This is a genomic window from Ruegeria sp. CJ6 (genome assembly GCF_056536665.1).
The window spans coordinates 60,554-79,350 of sequence record NZ_JBQFQB010000003.1; the positions used below are offsets into that span (position 1 = coordinate 60,554).

Below are 18,797 nucleotides of genomic sequence, written 5' to 3' on the forward strand. Positions count from 1 at the left end.
TGCCGGAAGAAAACCCAAGCCGCTTTTGAAGGTACCAGACCATAATACGGAACAGCCATTGCAAACCATCTTCGCTTGGGTAATGAACCATCGATACTGGTTTCTTATTGGCATGGGACGTGCGCACAAATGGCACAGCAGACCGCAAATTCCCTCAAGAGCAAAGCATTGGCCGATCTGGAGACAGGGAAGTTGCCGCAGGCCTTGAAAAAAGCGCAGCTTGGCATCAAGAAACACCCCAAGGATGCCGACTACCAAGCAATCGCAGGCTTTGTCCTGACCGAGATGAAGCGGTACAAGCAATCCATTCCACACTTTGCTGAAGCATCGCGAATGAAACCGGACGATGCTCAATTTGTCGAAAACCTCGCCAACGCGTTAATGCAGACAGGTCAAATTCCGCGTGCGCTGTCTTATGCCGAGCAGAAGCTTGAACGCTTCCCGAATAACAAAGAACTGGTCCGCGTCATTGATGAAATTCAACTCAAGGGACAGAATTGGCGCCTGATCATCGACCATACGACGAAAAAACTGGAAAAAGACCCTGACAATGCAGATTTGCTTTGGTTGCGGGCCCGCGCCTACGGAGAGGTCGGGTTCTCCGATCACAGCTCTCAGGACATTGCCCGCGCTTATGGGATCGCACCTGAAAATGAAAAAATCGCATTGTCAAAAGCCGTAGACTTGTATCAATCGGGCGACAAAGAGTGCTCAAAAACCATTTTGCGCGCTGTACTCGAGAGAAACAAGTTTTGCGCGGCGGCGCTCTACCAAATGTCTCTAATGGTGGACAATGACCATGCCGAGAGCCTTGCGCGTGCTGTCGACACCGCAATTTCAGAAAGTGATCACGCCAACTCGGTGCTTGAATTCGCAAAGGCGCACTTGATCTCCAAACGTGATGGGCTGTTTTCGGCGCTCCCCCACTTTGCGCGGGCCAATGCCATTCAACACAACGTGAATCCGTATGACTGCACGCAAGAAGAGAAACGGTTCAAAGAAATCAGCACTTTTTTTCCCCTGAATGTACCCCCTGCGACTGCAGGCGTAAGCGATGGACCCAAGCCGATATTCGTGGTCGGACAGCCACGATCAGGCACGACACTGATGGAAATGATGCTTAGTTCGGCACCGGATATCGCCGGCTGCGGAGAGCTGACGATTGCAGGTGAATTATCCCAGAAGGTCAGAGAGAGCGGCAAACCATTTGACGCAGACGCAGCTGCTGAATGTGCAGCAGAGTTTCGCAGGCTGATGCCACCCTTACCCGAAAGTTCGACTGCATTCGTTGACAAGATGCCACATAACTATCAGCGGCTCGGCTTCATAATGTCAGCGTTCCCGAATGCCCGCGTGATCAACATGTTGCGCGATCCAAGGGATGTGGGGCTATCAAAATGGATCAGGCGTTTTCACTCACCGGGTATGCGCTATGCATCCAATCTTGAATCGATTGCCCACTCGGCCAACCTGTACCGGTGCTATCTTTCTCATTGGGAAAAGCTGTTCGGTGATCGTATTCTGACGGTTCGATATGAGGACCTGGTAGTCGACCCCAAAACCTGTATCCAGCAAGTCGCCGCCTTCTGCGGAATCGACTGGGATGAGCGGATGATGACCCCTGAGAAAAATACCCGGAAAGTCCGCACCGCCAGCACCGATCAGGTGCGCAAGAAAATCTCAACCGGGTCAATTGGTGGCTGGCAAGAGGTTGCGGATCAAATTCAGCCGATGTTGGATGGGCTGGATCAGGCGTTGTGGCCCGAATACAGGTTCGATTGACCAAAAAAAGGCCACCCCGAGAGACGGCCTTTTTTTTTGCTTCTCCGGTCACATCACTTCTGTTTGATGCGCCCGTCCAGATAAGGCTGATACGGGGCGTTCTCGGCTAGATATTCCGCCGTAACATCCGCCAGATCAGGCCCGAAATCATAGGCGTTCTTGTCATCACCTGAGAACACAGAGTAACCATCGCCGCCATTGCGGACATAGTTGTTTGTCACCACCAGATATGTCGCAGCTGGATCAATAGCTTCGAAACCGCCATCCTTGGCGACCATGACCTCAACAATCCGGCCCTCATTCGGGGCAACCGATGGATCCCAGGTAAATGTCATTCCTGCAACCTGAGGGAAGCGGCCTTTGACCTCTTCAACTTGGCTCACCCCATTTTCAAGCGCATCGATCACACCCTGACCGCTGATCTCGAAGGTCGAGAGCGTGTTCTGGAACGGCAGAACTGTCAGCACCTCACCCATGGTCACCTCACCCGGATCGATCGAGGCGCGCAGCCCACCCGAGTTCGCAATCGCAATCTGGGCGCCCTGATCGGCAACCCGCGCCAGCATGGCATCCGCAACAAGATTGCCCATCTCACATTCCTGCACGCGACAAACGGACCGGTCGCCTTCAATCGAAGCTGACGCTTCCGCGACAACCTTGTTGCGAATTTCATCCAGCGGTACGGCCAGCTCGGCGATGCGGTCCAGCGCGGCCTGATCCTCGGTCACCGCATTATCCATGATCAGCGGCTCACCCTCTGCGGATACAACATTTCCGTCATCATCGAATGTCACATTCAATTCACCCAGAAACTTGCCATAGGCATAGGCCTGAACGATCTGCACCCCGTTTACGACGGTCGGGTACGGCCCGGCGGCCTTGTCGGATGTGTTCGAAAGATATGTGTTCGAATGCCCACCCACGATCACGTCAACGCCCGTGGTCTCCTGCGCCACGCGCTGATCTACGCCATAGCCTGAGTGGCTGAGAACGATGATCTTGTTCACACCTTCGCCGGTCAGCTTGTCGACCTCAGCCTGAACGGCAGGAACTGGATCAGAGAAGGTGATGTTTGGACCGGGTGACGCGATATCGTGCGTGTCTTCCGGCGTCAGTCCGATCAGACCGATCTTTTCGCCGCCCACTTCGATCACAGCCGATTTCTTGATCTTGTCGGTCAGCAGTTCCTCATCCGCATAATCGGCGTTGGACATCAGCACCGGGAAATCGACCGAGTCGATGAAGCCGCGCAGCACCTCAGGGCCATCGTCGAATTCATGGTTGCCCACAGTCATGGCGTCATAGCCCAGCTTGTTCATGAACTCAGCCGCAACCTTACCCTTGTAGTAGGTATAGAACAGCGAGCCCTGGAACTGGTCGCCCCCATCAACGAGGATCGAGTTATCGGCCCGTCCGCGGGCCTCTTCGACTGCCGTCACAAGGCGTGCCGATCCACCAAAGCACTTGCCTTCGGCATTGTCTTCGTCGCCACAGGCGCTGTCGTACTTGTTGATCGGTTCAAAGCGCGAGTGGAAATCGTTTGTATGCAGAATCGTAAGCTTGTATTCGGCAGCCGCCATACCGGCGCTGAGTGCCAATACCGCAGCCGAAGCCAGAAAACGGGTGAACATCGTGAAACTCCCTATGATTGTTTTGCGCGATGGTGCGCGTTGCGTGGCGAAGAGTCAAAGGGGGAAATCCGGCTTGATTCTACCCGTCGTGCGGGGCATCAGGACTTCATGCTGATTTACAAGATCTTCCGCGCCGATGAATGGGCAAACCTGCAAGCACAAGGGGCTTCGGATGGTGCACCGATTGATGTTTCGGATGGATATGTTCATTTCTCAACCGCAGAACAGGCCGCTGAAACCGCTGCCAAGCATTTTGCCGGGGTCGAGGGCCTGACCCTCTTGGCCTGTGATAGCCAAGCAATGGGCGATAATCTGAAATGGGAGGTTTCGCGTGGTGGCGCATTGTTCCCCCATCTCTACCGCCAGATTCGAATGTCGGATGTGGTCTGGTCGCGCGATCTGCCCTTTGATGGTCAAACCCACCGGTTCCCGGAGGGGATGGAATGACCCGCTTCATCGACCCGGATCGGGAACAGTTTGAGGCATTCAAAGACCTCAACCGTGACCATCCGATCGAGATGCTCAACCTGGTGAAGTTCCGCGACACAGCACAGTATCCGTCGGATCATCCGCTGGCCAATGCTGGGTTGACCGGAGCGCAAGCCTACCGCAAATACGGGGCAGAGACTGCCCCAATCATCGCCCGCATAGGCGCAACGATCCTTTGGCGCGGTACGTTTCAGACTACGCTTATCGGGCCGCAGGTTGAAGAATGGGACGAAGTGTTTATCGCCCGCTATCCCACCGCCCATGCGTTTCTTGAGATGGTAACCGACCCAGCTTATCGCGCTGCCGTGATGCACCGGCAAGCCGCCGTTGAAACCTCGCGCCTGATCCGCTGCGCACCGACAGAGGGTGGAGATTCCTTCGGATGAAACTGACCGAAAAACTTGGGCTCGCTGCGCTGCACCGTCTTGACCCGGAAACCGCGCATGGGCTTTCGATCAAGGCCCTGACCTCGGGGCTTGCACCGACGCCTGGGCCGGTCACATCGGACCGGCTGAAGACCCGAGTCGCGGGTCTGGATTTGCCCAACCCCGTCGGACTGGCCGCAGGGTTTGACAAAAATGGCGAAGCACTGTTGCCGCTTTCACGCGCCGGGTTCGGGTTTATCGAAGTCGGGGCGGTGACACCCCGTCCGCAGCCCGGCAATCCTAAACCGCGCTTGTTCCGCCTGACCGAAGATCGCGCCGCCATCAACCGCTTTGGCTTCAACAACGAGGGAATGGAGGTCATGGCCGCGCGTCTGGCGCAGCGTCCAAAGGACGCGGTGATCGGTTTGAACCTTGGGGCCAACAAAGACAGTGATGATCGGCCCGGAGACTTCGCAAAAGTGCTTGCCCATTGCGCTGCGCATTTGGACTTTGCCACCGTCAACGTGTCCTCGCCCAATACCGAAAAGCTGCGAGATTTGCAGGGCAAAGCGGCGCTAACTGCGTTGCTGAGCGGTGTGATCGAAACCCGAAACGCCCTGCCCCGCCCGATCCCGATCTTCCTGAAGATCGCCCCGGATCTAACTGAGCACGAATTGCAGGATATCGCCGCTGTCGCCCGTGAAACCGGCGTGGACGCGGTGATCGCCACCAACACCACGCTGTCGCGCGATGGCCTGCGCAGTGCGCACAAGGATCAGGCCGGAGGCCTGTCCGGCGCGCCGTTATTCGAGAAATCGACGCGGGTGCTGGCGCAGCTCAGCCAGTTGACGGGCGCAGATATCCCGCTGATCGGGGTCGGCGGCATCAGTACGGCAGAACAGGCCTATGCCAAGATCTGCGCCGGAGCGTCCGCAGTGCAGTTCTACACGGCGATGGTCTATGGCGGGATTTCCCTGGCCGCTGACATCGCACAGGGGTTGGACACGCTGCTGGAGAGGGACGGCTTCGATTCGGTCGCGCAAGCGGTGGGCAGCAAACGAGAGGACTGGCTATGATCAAATACTGGCACAATCCGCGCTGTTCCAAGTCCCGCGCGGGGTTGGCGTTGCTGCAGGAAAACGGCGCAGATCCTGAGGTGCGCAAATACCTCGAAGACGCGCCCTCGGCCGATGAAATCCGGACGGTTCTGGCCAAGCTGAATATCCCGGCGATCAGCATGATGCGCACCGGAGAGAAAACGTTCAAAGAGCTTGGTCTGGCCAAGACCTCGCCCGATGAGGAGCTTGTTCAGGCCATGGCCGAACACCCGATCCTGATCGAACGTCCGCTGGCCATCGCGGGCGACAAAGCCGCTATCGGACGCCCGCCCGAGAACCTGCTGGACTTGCTTTAGGCGATCTGTGCCTCAAGTCGTGGATAGCGCCAACCAAGCGTAAGGCCCCGTGCGATGTTCAACACCATCAGCGCGACCCAAAGCCCATGATTGCCCATCGTTGGCACCAGCACGAACAACGCAACCACGTACAGCGCGACTGACTGGATCATCGCGTTGCGCATATCGCGGGTCCAGGTGGCGCCGATATAGATACCGTCGAACATCCAGCTTGCCACTCCGATGATCGGTGCCAGAGCAGCCCAGAGCAGATACTCGCGTGCCGTCATACGAACTTCAGGCGATGTCGACATCAGATCGATCAGCGCGGGCCCTGCCAGGTAAAACACCAGCCCAAGCCCGATGGCCCCGCCAACGCCCCATTGAGACGCCATAACCGACGCGCGCCGGACCTTCCGGCGGTCGCGAGCACCGACGGCTCCTCCGACAAGAGCTTCAGCCGAGAAAGCAAATCCGTCCAAAGCGAACGCGGTGATTTCGAGAAACTGCAATAACACCTGATTGGCCGCCAAATTCACGTCGCCCAGATCGGAACCGACAAACAAAAACGTGGTGAAAGCCCCGGTCAATAGAACCGAGCGCACCATGATATCGCCATTCACCTGCATCATCCGGCGCAGCCGTGCGGCATCAAAAATACGCGGCCAATCCCGCCACTGCTTGCCGCCAAACGCATCACCACAAAGCCACAAACCCAGGGCAAGACCCGTCCACTCGGCAATCAATGTCGCGATGGCAACGCCCTCGACACCCCAGCCCAGGCCAAGCACAAACCATAGATCCAGCGCTATATTCAGCCCATTCATCCATATCTGCAGGATGAATACACCTCGCGTGCGTTCGACTGCGATCAGCCAGCCTGTCACCGCATAAAGGGCAATCGTGGCCGGAGCGCCCCAGATGCGAATCTCCAGATAGGCGCGCGTCAGAGACTCGACTTCGGCGCTGGCGGGCGACAGTGCAAAAGCTCCAAGGAATACCCAAACCTGCGCGGCAATGAAAACCAATCCTGCTGTTCCGCCCAGCAGCAAGCCTCGCATGAGCAACGCTCCGGTTTCTGCAGTGTCACCTGCACCGCGCGCCTGTGCCGCCAGCCCGGTGGTGCCCATCCGCAGAAAGCCGAATATCCAGTAGATCGCCGACAGGATCACCGCACCCATACCCACAGCCCCGATGGGGGCGGCCTGCCCCATCTGACCGACAACGCCGGTATCCACTGCCCCGAGGATCGGTACGGTCGCGTTCGACAGCACGATCGGCAACGCGATTTTCAAAACGCGCCGATGGGTAATGGGCGCTGAGGCGTCCTCCATCCTTAGTCTTTCGATGTCGGAGATTGCGGCATCAGGAAGTGCCCCGTACCTTGCGCAAAGAGTTTGGTGTGATTGTCTTGCCAGGCTTCGACCCGGACAGACGCATAACGTCGACCCGAGCGGTTGATGAAAGCGCGCGCATAGGCGTCTCGCGGCAGGCCCGACCGCAGGTAGTCGACCGTGAAGTCGATGGTTTTGGGAAAGCGGATATTCACGTCAGTCAAGATATCTTCCGCATCGATCTCACCGCTTTCAATCCTGGGAAACATATGTTCCCAACTCAGCGTGATTACGGCAGTGACTTCCAGAAACGCCGCTGTCACCCCACCGTGGATAGCGGGTAGAAAAGGATTACCGATCAACTTCTCATCGAAATTAAGAACGCCTGTCAGTTCGTCCCCCCGCCGGTCGAATGTTATATTGAGGAACTGTACATACGGCACACCTTCGACCAGCGCGGTCAGAGCGGCATCACGGCGTTGCTTGACCACCTGCATGGGTTCGGGGCGAGGTCTTGCCATCTTAGCGACCCTCCACGGTGAAGGCACCTGAAGCGGTGGCAACGGGACGGTCGCTGTCATCATCCGTCGCCGTAGCCCGCACAAAAGCCACGTTGCGCGTGATGTGATAGCAGGTCGCGCGGGTCCGGATACTTTGACCCGGCGTTGCGGCCCGCATGTAATCAATACGCAGATCTATGGTGGCGGTTCCTCCCGGGGCCGAGGGGTGGCTCATCACTGCGGCACCGCAACAGGTATCCAGCATGGCCGAAACAGCCCCGCCATGGATCACGCCAGTCCGAGGATCGCCGATCAGTTGCTCGTTATAGGGCATCGAGATTTCAGCCTCACCCTCTCCGATATGGGTCAGATCAAGCCCCAAGGCCTTGGCGTGCGGAATCGCCTCGATGAACTGGCGCGCTAAAACTGTCTTATCGACCATGGGGTTGGGTCCTGTCCTTGTACCTGCCCCTTTATGGGCCTGCGTTTACACCAAGGGCAAGCCCACCTGTTGCGCTTGCCGCAACGACGCCCTAGGTTGCTGCCAAGGAGACCCGGAATGTCCGACACCCGTTTGTCATTCAAAGAAATGTGCGCCGAGTTCGACGTGACCCCACGCACCCTGCGCTATTACGAATACATCGAATTGCTGCAGCCTGACCGTGAAGGCAGGTCGCGGTTTTACGGGCCTCGTGAATGCGCCCGGATGAAACTGATCATGCGTGGTCGAAAGTTTGGATTTCCTTTGGAAGAGATTCGTCAGTGGCTGCTGATCTACGAAGATCAGGGCAATCAGGCGCAGATGGCGACCTTTATCGAGATGGCCGATCGTCAAATGGAAGAGCTGCGCCAGCAGCGCGCGCAGTTGGATGAAGCAATGGATGCGCTTCAGCAATTGCGCGATCAGACCGTCGGCCTGCTGAAATAGCCCCTTCCCCTACGGCAAGAAAATTGCCGAAACCCCTGCTTACGCGACTGGATGTTACGTCAACTATTTTGTGACGCAGCGTCCGCATTACGTAAACGTCACTTGTGTGTTGTAAAACGCTCATCGACTGCGCAACTCAGATTGCATGACGCCAGTGATGAGAGTTTGAACCATGACCGAAGATCTGCTGACCATCCGCGAAATGTGCGAGACATATGATGTCACGCCCCGCACATTGCGGTTCTACGAGGCCAAAGAGCTTTTGTTTCCGATCCGCGAGGGCCAAAAGCGCTTGTTCACCAAACGGGATCGTGCACGCCTAAAACTGATCCTGCGCGGCAAGCGCTTTGGCTTCAGCCTCGAAGAGATCCGCCAGCTTCTGGACCTGTACCACGTGGGTGACCAGCAGCTGACCCAGATGTCCCGCACTTATGAAATCGCGTGCGAGCGCCTTGCTGACATGGAATCGCGCCGCGAAGAGCTGACGCAGGCCATTGACGAACTAAAAGAGCAGTTGCGCTGGGGCGAAAAGGTTATCGCCTCGATGAAACAGGAAAAGAAGGCCGCCGAATAAGCCCGGCCTTTCGGACATATGAATTAAGGGAGCTTCACATGCCCGTCTATAACGCGCCAACCAAAGATACGCAGTTCATCCTGCACGATGTTCTGAAAGTCTCGCAGTCGGATATCCCCGGCTATGATGAACTGGAGGCCGAGTTTACCGGCGCGGTTCTGGAAGAAGCGGGCAAAGTTGCCACCAATGTGTTGCACCCACTGAACGTGGTTGGTGACATCGAAGGGTGCCGGTTGGAAAACGGGATTGTGTACACCCCTACTGGTTTCAAAGACGCCTTCGAGCAGATGAAGGAAGGTGGCTGGACAGGTCTCGACATGCCGGAAGAGTATGGCGGCCAGAACATGCCCTATGTGATGGGCACTGCGGTGGGTGAGATGTTCTCGGGCGCGAACCAGGCGTTTGTGATGTATCAGGGCCTGACCCACGGCGCGGCCTCGGCGATCCTCGCTCATGGTTCGGATGAGCAAAAGAACACGTACCTGCCCAACATGGTCAGCTGCGAATGGACCGGCACCATGAACCTGACCGAACCGCATTGCGGTACCGATCTGGGCCTGATGCGCACCAAGGCGGAACCTCGGGGCGACGGCAGCTACAAGATTTCCGGTCAGAAAATCTTTATCTCGGCGGGCGATCACGACATGGCCGACAACATCATTCACCTGGTGCTGGCCAAAATTCCAGGCGGACCCGAGGGCATCAAAGGTGTGTCGCTGTTTATTGTCCCGAAGTTTATCGTGAACGAAGACGGTACTCCGGGCGAGCGTAATGGTGTTTCGGTCGGCAAGATCGAAGAAAAGATGGGCATCCACGGCAATTCAACCTGCGTCATGAACTATGACGAGGCCACCGGCTGGCTGCTGGGCGACGAGCACAAAGGCATGCGCGCCATGTTTACGATGATGAACGAAGCGCGTCTGGGTGTGGGCATGCAAGGCCTGTCCCAGGCCGAGGCAGCGTATCAAAACGCCGTCGAATACGCCAAAGACCGCCTGCAGGGCCGCGACGTAACAGGTGTGAAGAACCCGGATGGCCCGGCCGATCCGCTGATCGTGCACCCTGACATCCGTCGCAACCTGATGGATCAGAAAAGCTTCACCGAGGGCGCACGTGCGTTCATCCTGTGGGGCGCGACCATGATCGACAAGGCGCACCGCTCGGGTGACAAGGATGCCGACGGGCTGATCTCGCTGCTGACACCGGTCATCAAGGGCTTCCTGACGGATGAAGGTTACGACATGACCGTTCAGGCGCAGCAGGTCTATGGCGGCCATGGCTACATCGAAGAATGGGGCATGTCGCAATACACCCGCGACGCCCGCATCGCGATGATCTACGAAGGGGCAAACGGCGTTCAGGCGTTGGATCTTGTTGGCCGGAAGCTGGCGCAGGATGGCGGCAAGCATGTCATGGCGTTCTTTGAGATGGTTAAAACCTTCTGCAAGGAAAATGCCGGCAAGGATGAAGCTTATGACAAAGCGTTCATCGAACCGCTGAAGGCCGCGTCCAAGGACCTGCAGGCCGCTGGCATGTATTTCATGCAGGAAGGCATGAAGAACCCTAACAACGCGCTGTCCGGTTCGTATGACTTTATGCACATGTTTGGTCATGTTTGCCTGGGCCTGATGTGGGCTCAGATGGCGAAAGCCGCTCGCGAAGCGCTGGATGGTGGCGCCTCGGACAAAGAGTTCTACGAGACCAAGATCAATACCGGTCGCTTCTACATGGCCCGTCGCCTGCCCGCGACAGCCATGCATTTGGCGCGCATCCAAACCGGAGCGGACACGGTAATGGCGCTGGACGCAGCGAACTTCTGATCTCAGTGTGGGCTCGGGCGTCGTAGCCCGAACCCACCCTCGGAGGAGACAAGATGCCAAAACGCTTTCGCCTGACCCGCCGCTTTCCCGTCGCCATGACCGAGGATGGCTATCGCAAACTCCGCGGTTTCGCGCGAGAGGCGGGATTGGATGAAGGTGAGGCTTTGTCGTTCCTGTTCGAGAATTTCAATAGCGTGATTGATCACGAGAACCTGACGCACAGATTGCGCATCTTCAACTCCGAGCTGGACGCAAGAAAGCGCTGAACGCGCAATACGCCTTGGGAGGGGCGCCCAAATGACCATCAAACTGCATTGCTTCGGTGAAAGCGGAAACAGCTACAAAGCCGCTCTGGCGCTTGAGATGTCAGGTCTGGAGTGGGAAGCGGTCTTTGTCGACTTTTTCAACGGCGCAACGCGCACCCCTGAATTCCGGGCCGAAGTGAACGAAATGGGCGAAGCACCCGTACTGGTCGATGGCGATTTTCGCACCAGTCAGTCTGGGGCAATCCAGGCCTATGTCACCGAGAAGTCCGGCAAATTCGGCGGCAAGGATCGTGATGAGAACTACGAGATTTTCCGATGGGTTCTGTGGGACAATCACAAGCTTAGCTCAATGGCTGGGCTGACCCGTTTCCTGATTAACTTCCTGCCCGAAAAGCACCGCAACCCGGATGTGATCGCGTTCAATCAGGGTCGCCTCAAGGCTGCTTATCAGACACTGAACGCCCATCTTGAAGGCCGCGACTGGATCGTTGGTGACGGCGTGACCAATGCTGATATCAGCTGCTGCGGCTACCTCTATTATCCCGAACCATTTGGCTTTGATCGCGCCGACTGGCCCAACATCGATGCCTGGCTGACGCGCCTTTGCGAACAGCCCGGTTGGAAACACCCCTACGACCTGATGCCCGGCAACCCGTCGGATCGAGCTTAAGGAGAAGACCCCATGACCGAAGCCTATATCTATGACGCCCTGCGCACTCCGCGCGGCAAGGGCCGCAAGGATGGCAGCCTGCACGAGGTAACCTCGGTGCGCCTGTCCGCCCTGACCCTGAACGCAATGAAAGAGCGCAATAATCTGGAAGGTCACGCCGTTGAAGACGTGATCTGGGGCAACGTCACGCAGGTGATGGAGCAAGGCGGCTGTCTGGCGCGCTCGGCAGTTCTGGCTTCGGATCTAGATGAATCGATCCCCGGTCTGGCGATCAACCGTTTCTGCGCCTCGGGCATGGAAGCTGTGAACTTGGCGGCAAACCAGGTCAAAGGCGGCGCTGGAGAAGCCTATATCGCAGGCGGTGTCGAGATGATGGGCCGCGTGGCCATGGGTAGCGACGGTGCGGCGATTGCCGTTGACCCGTCGTTGGCGATGGAAACCTATTTTGTGCCGCAAGGTATCTCGGCTGACATAATCGCAACTGAATATGAGTTCAGCCGCGATGATGCGGATGCTCTGGCCGTTGAATCCCAAAAACGCGCAGCAGCGGCTTGGGAAGACAACCGGTTTGAAAAGTCGGTGATCACCATCAAAGATCAGAACGGTCTGACCATTCTGGACCGCGACGAGTACATGCGTCCCGGCACAGACATGCAGTCGCTTGGCGCGCTGAACCCGTCTTTCGCAATGATGGGTGAGCAGATGCCGGGCTTCGACAAGGTGGCGATGATCAAATACCCGCATCTTGAGCGGATCAACCACATACACCACGCGGGCAACAGTTCGGGCATCGTGGACGGTGCGGCCGCTGTGCTGATCGGCAATAAGGAGTTCGGCGAGAAATACGGCCTTAAGCCGCGCGCGCGCATCAAGGCAACTGCCAAGATCGGCACTGATCCGACCATAATGCTGACCGGTCCGGTTCCGGTGACTGAGAAAATTCTGGCCGACAACGGAATGAAAATCGGCGATCTTGACCTTTTCGAAGTGAACGAAGCCTTCGCCTCGGTCGTGCTGCGCTTCCAGCAGGCGTTCGATGTTGATCCGGCGCTGGTTAACGTCAACGGCGGCTCGATCGCGATGGGTCACCCGCTGGGTGCAACCGGCGCGATGATTATCGGTACGCTGCTGGACGAGTTGGAGCGTCAGGACAAGGAAACCGGTCTGGCCACACTCTGCATCGCATCCGGTATGGGTGCGGCAACAATTATCGAGCGCGTCTGATGCCCAAACTGGATCTTTCTCAGATACCGTTCAAAGGCGGTTCATCTTATCCCGGCAAGTTAGCCGAGGCCACCGCGGGTCGTTTTGTCCAGCGCGTCGGAGATGCAGGCAGGCTGACCCAATACGGGGTCAACATCGTACGTTTGGAGCCCTCGGGGCTATCCTCGCTGCGCCATTACCACATGGAGCAGGACGAATTTGCCATCATGCTCAGCGGCAAATGCATGCTGATCGATGATGATGGCGAGCATGAGATGCTGCCCGGTGACTGCGCCGCTTGGCCTGCAGGTGAGACCAATGGCCATCACCTTGTGAACAAAACCGACGCGCCCGCAACCTTTCTGGTGGTGGGCACCCGGACCCCGACAGAGACCGGCTATTACAGCGATATAGACATGATGGTGAAAGATGATGAGAACGGATTCTCTTTCACTCGCAAGGATGGCAGCCCGCTGACGGCTGACCAGATTGGAGATGACAATGACTGATTTCACCCTCAGCAAAGACGCCGATGGCGTCGCCTTCATCACCTGGGACGTTCCCGGCAAATCCATGAACGTCCTGTCGCGCGAGGCCTTCACTCTGGTCGGTGATCTGATCGATCAGGCGCTGGCGGATGATGAGATCAAGGGCATCGTTATCACCAGTGGAAAAGAAGGGTCGTTTGCAGGCGGCATGGACTTGAGCACGCTCGCCACGATCCGACAGGAGGCCGGCGACGAACCCGCGCAGGCACTGTTCGATTTCGTCATGAGTGGCCATAACATCCTACGTCGGCTGGAACTGGCAGGCATGGACCCCAAGTCCAAAAAAGGCGGCAAGCCGGTCGCCTGTGCAATCAACGGCACCTGCGCAGGGATCGGGACCGAGATCGCATTGGCCTGTCATCACCGTGTGATGACCAGCAATCCGAAATCCAAGATCGGCCTGCCTGAGATTCTGCTGGGTATCTTCCCTGGTGGAGGCGGCACCATGCGCTACAGCCGTATGGTCGGCGCAATGGCGGCGGCACCCGTCTTGCTTGAGGGCAAGATGATGGACCCGAAGAAGGCCAAAGGCGCGCAATTGATCGACGCGGTGGCGGATGATCCGGTTGCGGCAGCCAAGGAATGGGTACTGAACGCCAAGGAAGCCGATCTGGTAAAGCCGTGGGATGCCAAGGGCTACAAGATGCCCGGCGGCGCTCCCTACCACCCCGCCGGTTTCATGACCTTCGTGGGCGCAAGCGCCATGGTGAACGGCAAGACCCAAGGTGCCTTCCCGGCAGCCAAGGCTCTACTGAGTTCGATATATGAAGGCGCGCTGGTTGACTTCGACACCGCCTTGAAGATTGAGGCGCGCTGGTTCACCAATGTGCTCATGAACCCGTCCTCGTCGGCGATGATCCGGTCGCTGTTTCTGAACAAGGAGGCGCTGGAGAAAGGCGCAGTGCGGCCCAAGGACGTGCCCGATCAGCGGGTCAAGAAGATCGGCGTTCTGGGTGCCGGCATGATGGGGGCTGGTATCGCGCTAGTCTCGGCACAGGCCGGGATGGAGGTCGTTCTGATCGACCGCGATCAGGCGGCTGCCGACAAAGGCAAAGCCTATAGCGAAAGCTACATGGATAAAGGGATCAAGCGCGGCAAAGCGACGGCTGAGAAGAAAGAAGCCCTGTTGGACCGCATTACCGCCACGCCCGATCTGGAGCACCTGAAAGGCTGCGACCTGATCATCGAAGCCGTGTTCGAAGACCCCGGCGTCAAGGCTGAAATGACCAAGAAGGTCGAGGCGATCATCCCCGAGGATTGCATCTTTGCGTCGAACACCTCGACCCTACCGATCACAGATCTGGCCAGGGCCAGCGTACGGCCCGAGCAATTCATTGGCATCCACTTCTTCTCACCGGTCGAGAAGATGTTCTTGGTCGAGATCATCAAAGGCAAGGAGACCGGCGATCGTGCTGTCGCCAAGGCGCTGGACTATGTGCGCCAAATCCGCAAGACACCGATCGTGGTCAATGACGCGCGCTTCTTCTACGCCAACCGCTGCATTATTCCGTACATCAACGAAGGTCTGCGGATGATCACTGAAGGCGTCAGCCCTGTTCTGATCGACAATGCGGCGCGTCAGTTGGGCTTCCCCGTAGGACCCATTCAGCTGAACGACGAAACCTCGATTGACCTGGGGGCCAAGATCGCCCGCGCTACTAAGGCAGCTATGGGCAACGCTTACCCGGAAAATCCGGGCGATGATCTGATCTTTTGGATGGAAGAACAAGGTCGTCTGGGTCGCAAGGCCAATGCAGGATTCTTCGACTATGACGACAAGGGCAAACGCGTCGAGTATTGGAAGGGCCTGCAGGACAAATACCCACATGCCGCAAACCAGCCCGACCTGATCGAAGTGCAGGAACGTCTGATGTTCGCACAGGTTCTGGAAGCCGTCCGTGCGCTAGAAGAGGGTGTTCTGGAGGACATCCGCGAGGGCGACGTGGGTGCGATACTTGGCTGGGGCTTTGCGCCGTGGTCCGGTGGCCCGCTCAGCTGGTTGGACATCATTGGTACGCCCTACGCCGCCGAACGCTGCGATCAACTGACCGAAGCCTATGGTGAGCGCTTTGCCTGCCCGCCGTTGCTGCGCGAGATGGCGGAAAAAGGTCAGAGCTTCTATGGCCGCTTCAACCCCGAAGCACAGGCCGCCTGAACAGACAAAGCAGGCGCATGAACCCATGCGCCTGCTTTATTCTTATACACGTACTATTGCAGCTGCCATTCAGGCCGCAGGAACAGCGCAGGCATATTGGGCCGCCCCGGTCGCCCGGGTCGACGTACGCCCAACGCAGGCCGGATCGGGAAAATCGGTTCTTGTGGAATGGGTGCAGGTAACGCGGCCAACGGGTTGGTCAAAGCCGAAAGGTTCCCTTTGCCGGTCACGGCCTCGATCAGAAGATCGGCGTGTTCAGCATCTGCGACTTCATAAAACTCCGGGTTTCGACTTGACCCGGTATTCATGCGACCGGACGGGCAATAAGCCTGAAATCCGCCCTCGATAAAAACCAGCTCATCCTCGTCAAAGAATAATGACGTGACATCGAAGGACTGCGCAGGCGTGCTGGACTCAATACGCCCCACCCCGCTGAGCGTTCGAGCTGGAATGATCGAAACCCCCTCGATTCCAACACCAAGCTTGCCTTGATCCAACGCCATACCTTGTTCCGGCATCAGCCAAACAGGACGCCCATTATAAGCTGCTCGGGATGGCACAAGAACCGGCAAATGCTCGGGCCTGCGCTCGTCTCCCGCCACCACGATCCGGTCAACGCAAACGCGCCTCAATTCTTTGAACCCATGGTCCCGTGTCCGCACCAGATCGCCTGCAACCAGTCTTTCGACCCGTTTCCAGCCCCCTGTTGTGGACACTTTGGTTCCGTACAGCAATCCCCCACGACGCGCTGATGCGGCCTGCCCCACAAAGGCCTGTCGGCCTTTAACTTCACGTTTCGAATACCCCGAAACACTCACTAACTCTAACACGTGCCGTCCCCCTGTTGGCACCTTCAAACAACTCAGAAGGTCTTAGAGTTGTGCCTCAATTGGACTTAGTTTTGCCACATTTGAAGCCAAATTAGGTCAGTTTCGCCGCAATTTACTGGTTTTGAATAAACAAATCAGTATTCCGAACGGGCTTTGATATGCATTTCGAAACGATACTAAGAGGGATACAAGCCGAATCCATTCCGTTCTTACTGCGCCGCCTGCTGTAGCGAGGATATCCGCCGCTCCCGCCACCCAAGCAGCACTCCGGCAGAGGCGATCATGCCAATGCCGATGATTTGCATCTGCCCGACGGACTGCCCAAACGCCACCCAGGCAAAGAGCGGGCCAAATATCATGACCGAGTATTCAAAGACTGCGACATATGATGGCTCACCCAGTTGATAGGCTTTGATCAGCATGAAAACGGCAATTGTTGAGCCCACGGCCTGAACCACAACCCAAGGCAACGCGTCTTGCATCGGCCAAACCCAACCGCGTATCGCGAAGCCATCCGGCCCGACTGGCACGCCAACCGGAAACAGGGCAAGCCAGATCAGTCCGATCGCCCCCGCAAGCCCCAGTGTGACAACCATCGCCGCCAGCAGCGCAACAGTGCTTTCGTCGGAACAGTGGGTGCGCGTTACAACAGCGCTGAGTGCGTAAAAGAAGCCACCAGCGACTGGCAGTAGCGTCTTTACGTCAAATGATGTCGGGTCCGGCTGCAATACGCACAGAATTCCCGAAAACCCCAATAAAACAGCCACGATCCGCCAGGGACCTATGCGCTGCTTCAACAAAAGGGCCGAAATCAACAGCACGAATATCGGCGATGTGAATAACCCGGCAAGCGCCTGAGCGATGGGCATCAATGCCAGCGCGCTGAAATAGAAAAGCATTGCCAGCGTTATCAACACGCTGCGCACCGCGACGATACCAATCCGCCGGGGCCTCAAGGTGCCCATACCCAATATCGACAACACCGCGATCAGCGGCAGCATCAGTAAGGCGCGACTTAGGTGAAACTGCCATAGCCCCACGCTCTCGGCCACGCGGATCACGAAATTGTCGATCACGCCGATAATGGACATGGCCGCAACCATCAGCAACGACGCCATGATTGAATGGGTTTGTTGTTGTGACTGCATCCGCGCCTCTGCCCTTAATCAGCCCGTTCTGGCCGAAACTTACCCGGCACACTCAGCACATTTCACAAACACTGCGCAACAGGTTTGCGCCGCTGGTTTTCGCCATGCTAAGCTTGGCGCAAAATAATATTCGAGCAGCATTACCCGATGACCGCACTCAAACAGTACCAGCGGATCGAAGCCACCGGTCTGTGGCGTCCCTCGCCCGATGAGCAACGGCGCGAAGTAGTCGTATCGATTGGTGAAGCCACTCTGACGATTTCTGACTTCAATGACAGCGCGCTGACCCATTGGTCGCTGGCGGCGCTAGAGCGACAAAACCCCGGAACCTACCCTGCAATATTCAATCCCGACGGCGATCCCGGCGAAACACTGGAGCTTGCAGAATCTGAAACCACAATGATCGAAGCAATTGACCGGCTGCAGCGCGCCATCGACCGTGCCAGACCACATCCCGGACGGCTGCGTTGGCTCAGCGTTGCAGGGGTTGTTCTGGCGGTCTTGGCAGTGCTTTTGTTTTGGCTACCCAGAGCACTGCAGCGCCATGTTGTTTCGGTAGTGCCAGAGGTCAAGCAACAAGAAATCGGCGATGCAATCCTGCAGCGGATCGAAAGGGTGTCAGGCAAGGCTTGCTCTTCGCCTGATGCGCAAGCGTCGCTGGATCAGCTGGCGCGCCGCACCGGTGTCCGCCAAATCGTGATCCTTCCAGCAGGTCTGCCTGACAGCCTGAGCCTGCCGGGTGGAACCGTACTGCTAAACCGGGCACTGGTCGAAGATCACGAAGACCCAGCCGTTGCCGCCGGATACATCATAGCCGCGCGCGCGCGGGCAACTCAGCAGGAACCGCTGGACGATCTGTTGGACCGTACAGGCCCGAGTGCCGCATTTCGGTTGCTGACCACCGGCGAATTGACGCCCGAGATCGTGGACACCTACACTGAGCAGGTTCTATCCGGTCCACAGCCGCAGCTAAGCGATGACGTGCTGCTCGCGGTTTTTGCACAGACCGCACTGCCCTCGACCCCATACGCCTATGCGCTTGATATCACAGGCGAGTCCGTGCTTGGATTGATAGAAGCCGATCCGATGGCGGGTCGTACTTTGGAACAGGTACTGCCCGACCGCGATTGGGTCCGGCTACAGAATATTTGCGGGCAATAG

At 57.4% G+C, this 18,797-nt stretch carries 20 protein-coding genes; 14 read left to right on the forward strand and 6 right to left on the reverse strand.

From position 1 onward, the window contains the following. The first annotated feature begins 129 nt into the window (after nucleotides 1–129). The gene (locus ACR0BT_RS09945) at nucleotides 130–1,782 is read left to right on the forward strand and encodes a tetratricopeptide repeat-containing sulfotransferase family protein (protein ID WP_480763059.1); all 1,653 of its coding nucleotides are present in this window, start codon (nucleotides 130–132) and stop codon (nucleotides 1,780–1,782) included. 53 nt (nucleotides 1,783–1,835) lie between these two features. On the opposite strand, the gene ACR0BT_RS09950 is transcribed toward ACR0BT_RS09945, so the two are convergent. Next, nucleotides 1,836–3,413, reverse strand: coding sequence for a bifunctional metallophosphatase/5'-nucleotidase (locus ACR0BT_RS09950; protein WP_170625323.1), 1,578 nt, complete (start codon nucleotides 3,411–3,413; stop codon nucleotides 1,836–1,838). Between the two features lie 108 nt (nucleotides 3,414–3,521). Here ACR0BT_RS09950 and ACR0BT_RS09955 point away from each other — a divergent pair, with 108 nt between their 5' ends. The 4 genes from ACR0BT_RS09955 to arsC are packed head-to-tail and all read left to right on the forward strand — an operon-like array spanning nucleotide 3,522 to nucleotide 5,681. After that, nucleotides 3,522–3,860: a DUF952 domain-containing protein gene (locus ACR0BT_RS09955; RefSeq protein WP_480763060.1), complete on the forward strand. Its 339-nt coding sequence runs from the start codon at nucleotides 3,522–3,524 to the stop codon at nucleotides 3,858–3,860. Continuing rightward, nucleotides 3,857–4,288, forward strand: a complete 432-nt coding sequence (locus tag ACR0BT_RS09960) for a DUF1330 domain-containing protein (RefSeq protein WP_480734524.1) — start codon at nucleotides 3,857–3,859, stop codon at nucleotides 4,286–4,288. Before ACR0BT_RS09955 ends, ACR0BT_RS09960 begins: the two co-directional genes overlap by 4 nt. Continuing rightward, nucleotides 4,285–5,343, forward strand: a complete 1,059-nt coding sequence (locus tag ACR0BT_RS09965) for a quinone-dependent dihydroorotate dehydrogenase (RefSeq protein WP_480761099.1) — start codon at nucleotides 4,285–4,287, stop codon at nucleotides 5,341–5,343. The genes ACR0BT_RS09960 and ACR0BT_RS09965 overlap by 4 nt, the downstream gene beginning before the upstream one ends. Continuing rightward, entirely contained in the window at nucleotides 5,340–5,681 is a 342-nt protein-coding gene (gene arsC / locus ACR0BT_RS09970; protein ID WP_170662049.1) for an arsenate reductase (glutaredoxin), read from the forward strand. Before ACR0BT_RS09965 ends, arsC begins: the two co-directional genes overlap by 4 nt. On the opposite strand, the gene ACR0BT_RS09975 is transcribed toward arsC, so the two are convergent. The 3 genes from ACR0BT_RS09975 to ACR0BT_RS09985 are packed head-to-tail and all read right to left on the reverse strand — an operon-like array spanning nucleotide 5,678 to nucleotide 7,936. Beyond that, nucleotides 5,678–6,994, reverse strand: a complete 1,317-nt coding sequence (locus ACR0BT_RS09975; RefSeq protein WP_480763061.1) for an MATE family efflux transporter — start codon at nucleotides 6,992–6,994, stop codon at nucleotides 5,678–5,680. The two genes, arsC and ACR0BT_RS09975, sit on opposite strands and share 4 nt — an antisense overlap. Nucleotides 6,995–6,996: 2 nt before the next feature. Continuing rightward, nucleotides 6,997–7,515 (reverse strand): PaaI family thioesterase, encoded by a 519-nt coding sequence (locus tag ACR0BT_RS09980; protein ID WP_170625319.1) that lies wholly within the window; start codon nucleotides 7,513–7,515, stop codon nucleotides 6,997–6,999. Nucleotide 7,516: 1 nt separating this feature from the next. After that, nucleotides 7,517–7,936, reverse strand: a complete 420-nt coding sequence (locus tag ACR0BT_RS09985; RefSeq protein WP_010438901.1) for a PaaI family thioesterase — start codon at nucleotides 7,934–7,936, stop codon at nucleotides 7,517–7,519. Between the two features lie 117 nt (nucleotides 7,937–8,053). Here ACR0BT_RS09985 and ACR0BT_RS09990 point away from each other — a divergent pair, with 117 nt between their 5' ends. The 8 genes from ACR0BT_RS09990 to ACR0BT_RS10025 all read left to right on the forward strand — a co-directional run bounded on the left by ACR0BT_RS09990 (nucleotide 8,054) and on the right by ACR0BT_RS10025 (nucleotide 15,658). Next, a complete protein-coding gene (locus ACR0BT_RS09990) occupies nucleotides 8,054–8,422 on the forward strand; it encodes a MerR family transcriptional regulator (protein WP_170391912.1) in 369 nt (122 codons plus the stop codon). A gap of 172 nt (nucleotides 8,423–8,594) precedes the next feature. Further along, the gene (locus tag ACR0BT_RS09995; RefSeq protein WP_039536426.1) at nucleotides 8,595–8,996 is read left to right on the forward strand and encodes a MerR family transcriptional regulator; all 402 of its coding nucleotides are present in this window, start codon (nucleotides 8,595–8,597) and stop codon (nucleotides 8,994–8,996) included. Between the two features lie 38 nt (nucleotides 8,997–9,034). Continuing rightward, nucleotides 9,035–10,816: an acyl-CoA dehydrogenase C-terminal domain-containing protein gene (locus ACR0BT_RS10000; protein ID WP_480763062.1), complete on the forward strand. Its 1,782-nt coding sequence runs from the start codon at nucleotides 9,035–9,037 to the stop codon at nucleotides 10,814–10,816. A 53-nt stretch (nucleotides 10,817–10,869) separates the two neighbouring features. Beyond that, nucleotides 10,870–11,082, forward strand: coding sequence for a hypothetical protein (locus tag ACR0BT_RS10005; protein WP_170391916.1), 213 nt, complete (start codon nucleotides 10,870–10,872; stop codon nucleotides 11,080–11,082). A 31-nt stretch (nucleotides 11,083–11,113) separates the two neighbouring features. Continuing rightward, entirely contained in the window at nucleotides 11,114–11,752 is a 639-nt protein-coding gene (locus ACR0BT_RS10010; protein WP_480734532.1) for a glutathione S-transferase family protein, read from the forward strand. A gap of 12 nt (nucleotides 11,753–11,764) precedes the next feature. Next, nucleotides 11,765–12,976 carry an acetyl-CoA C-acetyltransferase gene (locus ACR0BT_RS10015; RefSeq protein WP_480763063.1) on the forward strand — a complete coding sequence of 404 codons (1,212 nt, stop codon included), beginning with the start codon at nucleotides 11,765–11,767 and terminating at the stop codon, nucleotides 12,974–12,976. Beyond that, nucleotides 12,976–13,464 (forward strand): cupin domain-containing protein, encoded by a 489-nt coding sequence (locus ACR0BT_RS10020; protein ID WP_480763064.1) that lies wholly within the window; start codon nucleotides 12,976–12,978, stop codon nucleotides 13,462–13,464. The genes ACR0BT_RS10015 and ACR0BT_RS10020 overlap by 1 nt, the downstream gene beginning before the upstream one ends. Continuing rightward, on the forward strand, nucleotides 13,457–15,658 hold the full coding sequence (locus tag ACR0BT_RS10025; protein ID WP_480763065.1) for a 3-hydroxyacyl-CoA dehydrogenase NAD-binding domain-containing protein: 2,202 nt from the start codon (nucleotides 13,457–13,459) through the stop codon (nucleotides 15,656–15,658). The genes ACR0BT_RS10020 and ACR0BT_RS10025 overlap by 8 nt, the downstream gene beginning before the upstream one ends. A gap of 53 nt (nucleotides 15,659–15,711) precedes the next feature. Here the strand turns inward: ACR0BT_RS10025 and ACR0BT_RS10030 are convergent, their stop codons facing one another. Together ACR0BT_RS10030 and ACR0BT_RS10035 are read right to left on the reverse strand one after the other, a co-directional pair. Next, nucleotides 15,712–16,488 carry a Hint domain-containing protein gene (locus ACR0BT_RS10030; RefSeq protein ID WP_480763066.1) on the reverse strand — a complete coding sequence of 259 codons (777 nt, stop codon included), beginning with the start codon at nucleotides 16,486–16,488 and terminating at the stop codon, nucleotides 15,712–15,714. Nucleotides 16,489–16,697: 209 nt separating this feature from the next. Next, complete coding sequence (locus tag ACR0BT_RS10035) at nucleotides 16,698–17,636, reverse strand: DMT family transporter (protein ID WP_480763067.1); 939 nt, start codon at nucleotides 17,634–17,636, stop codon at nucleotides 16,698–16,700. A gap of 147 nt (nucleotides 17,637–17,783) precedes the next feature. On the opposite strand from ACR0BT_RS10035, the gene ACR0BT_RS10040 reads away from it, so the two are divergent. Continuing rightward, on the forward strand, nucleotides 17,784–18,797 hold the full coding sequence (locus tag ACR0BT_RS10040; RefSeq protein WP_170401308.1) for a hypothetical protein: 1,014 nt from the start codon (nucleotides 17,784–17,786) through the stop codon (nucleotides 18,795–18,797).